7 protein-coding genes are annotated in these 5,238 nt (G+C 55.6%); 4 read left to right on the top strand and 3 right to left on the bottom strand.

What is annotated here, in order from left to right:
- From ABJQ89_RS07620 to argE, 3 genes are all read left to right on the top strand, one after another.
- A partial coding sequence (locus ABJQ89_RS07620) for an aminotransferase class III-fold pyridoxal phosphate-dependent enzyme (RefSeq protein ID WP_348495654.1) occupies nucleotides 1–607 on the top strand: 607 nt, incomplete at its 5' end.
- Nucleotides 607–1,785 (top strand): M24 family metallopeptidase, encoded by a 1,179-nt coding sequence (locus ABJQ89_RS07615; RefSeq protein WP_348404163.1) that lies wholly within the window; start codon nucleotides 607–609, stop codon nucleotides 1,783–1,785. The genes ABJQ89_RS07620 and ABJQ89_RS07615, both read left to right, overlap by 1 nt.
- Nucleotides 1,786–1,789: 4 nt before the next feature.
- On the top strand, nucleotides 1,790–2,983 hold the full coding sequence (argE, locus tag ABJQ89_RS07610; RefSeq protein ID WP_348495653.1) for an acetylornithine deacetylase: 1,194 nt from the start codon (nucleotides 1,790–1,792) through the stop codon (nucleotides 2,981–2,983).
- A gap of 390 nt (nucleotides 2,984–3,373) precedes the next feature.
- Here the strand turns inward: argE and yidD are convergent, their stop codons facing one another.
- The 3 genes from yidD to rpmH are packed head-to-tail and all read right to left on the bottom strand — an operon-like array spanning nucleotide 3,374 to nucleotide 4,190.
- Nucleotides 3,374–3,616: a membrane protein insertion efficiency factor YidD gene (yidD, locus tag ABJQ89_RS07605; RefSeq protein ID WP_348495652.1), complete on the bottom strand. Its 243-nt coding sequence runs from the start codon at nucleotides 3,614–3,616 to the stop codon at nucleotides 3,374–3,376.
- A complete protein-coding gene (rnpA, locus tag ABJQ89_RS07600) occupies nucleotides 3,613–4,026 on the bottom strand; it encodes a ribonuclease P protein component (RefSeq protein ID WP_348404190.1) in 414 nt (137 codons plus the stop codon). The genes yidD and rnpA overlap by 4 nt, the downstream gene beginning before the upstream one ends.
- Before the next feature lie 29 nt (nucleotides 4,027–4,055).
- Complete coding sequence (rpmH, locus tag ABJQ89_RS07595; protein WP_084350332.1) at nucleotides 4,056–4,190, bottom strand: 50S ribosomal protein L34; 135 nt, start codon at nucleotides 4,188–4,190, stop codon at nucleotides 4,056–4,058.
- A gap of 319 nt (nucleotides 4,191–4,509) precedes the next feature.
- Between rpmH and ABJQ89_RS07590 the strand changes: the two genes are divergently transcribed.
- On the top strand, nucleotides 4,510–5,238 hold a 729-nt coding region (locus tag ABJQ89_RS07590), incomplete at its 3' end, for a VTT domain-containing protein (protein ID WP_348495651.1).

Here is a 5,238-nt window from a genome sequence, read left to right as displayed (position 1 = left end):
GGTCGCCGATGAAGTTGTCACCGGTTTTGGCCGTTTGGGCAGCATGTTCGGTTCTGATCATTACGGTATGAAACCCGATCTGATCACCATCGCGAAAGGTCTCACGTCGGCCTATGCGCCGTTGTCGGGGTCCATCGTGTCTGACAAAATGTGGAAGGTGCTTGAACAGGGGACCGATGAAAATGGCCCCATCGGCCACGGTTGGACCTATTCTGCGCACCCTATCGGCGCAGCCGCAGGTGTTGCCAACCTGAGCCTGATCGACAGCCTTGGGTTGGTTGAGAACGCAGGCACCGTCGGCGCGGACCTGAATGCCAAAATGCGTGATGCACTGGGGGGCCACGACCACGTCGGCGATGTGCGCGGCGAAGGAATGATCTGTGCCCTAGAATTCGTCAAGGATAAGACAGACCGCGTGTTTTATGACCCTGCTGACAAGATCGGCCCACAGATTGCCGCGAAGCTGTTGGAACAAGACCAGATCATCGCGCGTGCCATGCCGCAAGGTGACATTTTGGGTTTTGCGCCGCCTTTTTGCCTGACAACGCAGCAGGTTGATCAGATCGTCGCTGCCACGGAACGCGCCGTGAAGGCGGTGTTGGGGTGATGGGTCAGGCCCCTTTTGATGCGGCGGAATACGACCGCCGCCTAACGCTGACACGCAAGGCGATGCAAGAGGTGGGCCTTGATGCGATATTCGTCACTGATCCGTCCAATCAGGCGTGGCTGACAGGGTATGACGGTTGGTCGTTTTACGTGCATCAGGGCGTTATCGTCACCCAACAGGGTGAGCCGATTTGGTGGGGTCGCCACATGGACATGATGGGAGGGCGGCGGACCTGTTGGATGGATCACGCCAACGTCCTTGGCTATGGCGATCATTATGTGCAATCCAACGAATTCCACCCCATGCAGGACTTGGCTTCTGTTTTGAAGAGCCGCGGTCTTGAAAGCGCACGCGTCGGCGTCGAGATGGAGAATTATTACTATTCCGCAAAGGCCCATGCGGTGTTGGCCAGCGAAATGCCTGACGCGCAATTGCAAGACGCGACCGGCCTTGTGAACTGGCAGCGCCTTGTAAAGTCAAAAGCCGAAATTGGGTTCATTCGAAAGGCGGCGCGGATATCCGAGAAAGTCATGCACGTGGCGCTTGAACGGGCAGCTCCGGGTGTGCGCAAAAACGATCTTGTTGCGGACATCATGCACGCGGGTATCACAGGTGTTGGTGATGATTGGGGCGACTATCCAGCCATTGTTCCACTGTCACCCTCGGGCCTGGATGCAACCGCTGCCCATCTGACGTGGAACGGTGATCAGATGCGGACGGGTGAAGCGACGTTTTTTGAACTGTCTGGATGCTATCGCCGCTACCATGCGCCGTTGTGCCGTACGATATTTCTGGGAACACCATCAGATGAGATGAAGCGCATCGAGGCGGCACAATTAGAAGGCATTGCCGCGGGGCTGGACGCAGCCCGCGTGGGCAACCAGACGTGCGATATTGCGAATGCCTTTATGGGCGTCATGGCAAAACACGGGATCGAACGCAAAGGGCGCATGGGCTATCCGATCGGGCTGAGTTATCCGCCGGATTGGGGTGAACGCACAGCATCCATTCGCAGCGAGGATGAAACGATTTTACAGGCAGGTATGGTGTTTCATTTCATGCCCGCGCTTTGGATGAATGATTGGGGGTTAGAAACCACCGAGACTATTCTCATCGCCGACGATGGTCCAGCGCAGACGCTGTGCGATGTGGACCGCAAGCTATTCGTTAAAGGATGATGGCATGCTGAAAACCACCACCGATATTCTGCGCGATCTGGTCGCATTTCCCACCGTGTCATCTGACAGCAATCTGGAAATGATCGCCTATATCGCGCAACGCCTTGAGGACTGCGGGGCCGACGTGCAGCTGTTCAGGGACCTCAGCGGCAAAAAGGCCAACCTTTTTGCTACTATCGGCCCTCAGATCGATGGCGGACTTGTTTTGTCGGGCCATAGTGACGTCGTGCCTGTCGTTGATCAGGAGTGGGCAACAGATCCGTTCACGATGGTCGAGCAGGATGGAAAGCTCTTTGGGCGCGGGACGTGCGACATGAAGGGATTTATCGCCGCGGCTTTGGCCATGGCCCCGACATTTGCGCACGCTCAAATCAAGCGCCCTGTGCATTTCGCCTTTACCTATGATGAAGAAGTCGGATGCATTGGCGCCGGGCATTTGATGGCATCTTTGGAACAGATGGGCCTGCGCCCTAGCGTTGCGATCATCGGAGAACCGCCCGAGTTGCGGGTCATCGAAGGGCACAAGGGGTGCTACGAATACACAACACGTTTTCAGGGCCTCGAAGGCCATGGATCCGACCCGGATTTGGGCGTAAATGCGGTGGAATATGCCGTGCGCTATGTGGCGCATTTGCTGGGATTAAAAGAGCAGTTGCGTGACATGACCCCGGCTAACAGCCCCTTTGCTCCGCCTTGGACAACAGTGAATGTAGGCGCATTGCAAGGTGGAACGGTTCACAACGTGATCGCCTCCAAAGCGCATGTTGATTGGGAAATGCGCCCAGTGCAGGCCTCTGATGCCGAATTCATCAAATCCGAACTCAAAGCGTATTGCGAGGATATTTTGCTTCCCCAGATGCAAGCTACTTTCCCTCAGTCCTCCATCAAGACAGAAACCGTCGGCGAGATTGATGGATTGGTGCCTACACCAGAAAACGAGGCCCGGAATATTGTGTTTGAACTAACAGGATGCAATCACGCTGGTGTTGTGCCCTTTGGCACAGAGGCGGGGATTTACCAGAACAGCGGCATGGATGTTGTCGTTTGCGGCCCTGGTTCGATTGAGCAAGCACACAAAGCTGATGAATATGTGGCCATAGATCAGCTAGCAAAGTGTCTTGCTATGTTGGAAAATCTTGCGGCAACGCGCGCTGAAACATCACCTTGTACCCAAGGCGGGCCTGAACGCGTGCTTTAACGCCAAACGTGATATGTGGGGCATTCGAAGAGTTCGCCAGACAGGTCCATATCGACCAGAGGCCCGCGTGGAAGAAGCCAGCAATGGATCACGATTATGTCCGCCCAAGATTGGCCCTATGCCGATTGACAGCCTGCATGAACCCGACATGCCTGTATCTTGACCACCGAAGGCGGAATTGATCAGGATCACCTCGATGTTGACCAATGTACCGCTGTGGATATTCGTTCGTTGTATTGTTCATCGTCCACTCCTCGGTGGTTGCGATGAGCAACAAACCTTCTCCTAGCAAATAGAGTTATTTGGACCACAGGCGCTGACGTCAGATAGGCTTAAGGATATCGCAGTTCTAAAATGTGGTATCACATGAGCACCGCATATAAAAATGCGCTACTTGCCATCGTCGGATGTTGTCTTGGGGATCGGGTCATAGCCGCTTTTTCCAAAGGGATGGCAGCGAGCGATTCGGCGCAGGGCCAACCAGCCGCCTTTGATCGCGCCGTGTTGGGACAGCGCTTCCAGCGCATAGGCGCTGCAAGTCGGCTGATACTGGCAATTGTGGCCCACCCACGGGCTGAAAACTAAACGATAAGCTCGAACTGGTAGACTAAACACATAGGCAAGCGGGCTCATGTCAGCCGTGCGTGCAGGCGGTCAATCGCCTTGCGTAAATCGGTTTGCAACTGATCAAACGGCAGGTCAGCCGTCTGCGTCTTTCGCCCAATCAGGACATAATCCAAACCCGTGCGCCCTGTGCTGGGCAGGACATAGCGCGCAATTTCCCGTAGCCTTCGTTTGGCACGGTTACGCGCAACCGCATTGCCAACCTTTTTCGAACAGGTGTAGCCGACGCGCATACCTTTTGCTTCGTCTTGGTGCCGCGCACGGACTTGCAAGACAAAACCCGGCATAGCAACACGCAGCGCGCGGGATGCCCGTTGGAAATCAGCGCGTTTGTTAAGGGTCTCAAAACGCAAAGAAACCGCCGCTCTCTCATCGTGCTCCGGTGTGGTGCGAACGAGAGGAGAGTGCGACGGTGTCATATCTATCAACGGTGCCCCAAGGCGCCCGGTTACGCGCTGAGCGACTTCCGGCCTTGAGCGCGACGCGCGTTCAGGATTTTGCGGCCTGCTTTTGTTGCCATGCGCGCGCGGAACCCGTGGCGCCGTTTGCGCACGAGATTTGAGGGTTGAAAGGTGCGTTTCATCGCTCCGTCTCCATATCTGCTGCCCGGTGGCGCGGAATCAGAGCCCGCCGGATGTCTATTCGAAGCCCGTCCCTAAAGTGGTCTGGGCCCCAAGTCAAACCCCCAAGGCAGCAATCGTCCGCAATATTGCAACATTTCCATCACCATTGGTGTAACTGGCCGTCAACTTGTTTCAATTATGCCGGTTTTCGGGCCTTAGTCCGCGTCTGGTCTCACGGGCGATCAAGCGCCCGTGAACACCCTATCGTTGTGGCTCTTGAACCGTCATTTAGCTACTGAATTGTAACGCCCGGTCGAAGAGGAAAGTGGAGTGACAGATATGACGGATAACCCAAAATCTCAGCCAAAGTCAGGTTTTATGAGGTATTTGCCACTTATTGTGATCTTTGGTGTGGCTATGGTAGGGGCCTTTACCCTGCGCGATTACATCAGCTTTGACGCCCTGCGGGACAATCGTGAAGCGCTGATCGCGTTTCGAGACGGGAACTTCATGCTCACGGCGCTGGTGTTTTTGCTGGCGTATATCGTGATCGTCGCGTTTTCCCTGCCCGGTGCGCTTATCGCGACGCTCACTGGGGGGTTCTTGTTCGGCACCTTGGGCGGTGCTGCGCTCAGCGTAACGGCGGCAACCACAGGGGCGGCCGTGATCTTTTTGGCCGCACGTTATGGGCTGGGCGAAAAGCTAAAGGCGCGGATGGATGCGTCGCAAGGGACGGTGCGCAAGATCAAAGAAGGCATCGACGATAACCAATGGTCGATGTTGTTTTTCCTGCGCCTTGTGCCTGTCGTCCCGTTTTTCGTGGCCAATTTGGTGCCTGCGTTCTTGGCCGTTCCACTGCATCGCTTTGTTATCTCTACCTTCCTGGGGATCATTCCGGGGTCTTTGGTCTATGCGTCTGTGGGCGCGGGGCTGGGCACTGTGTTTGAACGGGGTGAGACGCCCAATTTCGGGATCATATTTGAACCGCATATTCTGGCTCCTATTCTCGGGCTCAGCGCGCTGTCGTTGTTGCCGGTGCTGATCAAGGCCGTCACGGGCAAGAAGGAA

Origin of the sequence: Planktotalea sp. (genome assembly GCF_039984035.1) — a bacterium.
GTDB lineage: Bacteria > Pseudomonadota > Alphaproteobacteria > Rhodobacterales > Rhodobacteraceae > Planktotalea.
This window is presented reverse-complemented; position numbering and strand designations above follow the sequence as displayed.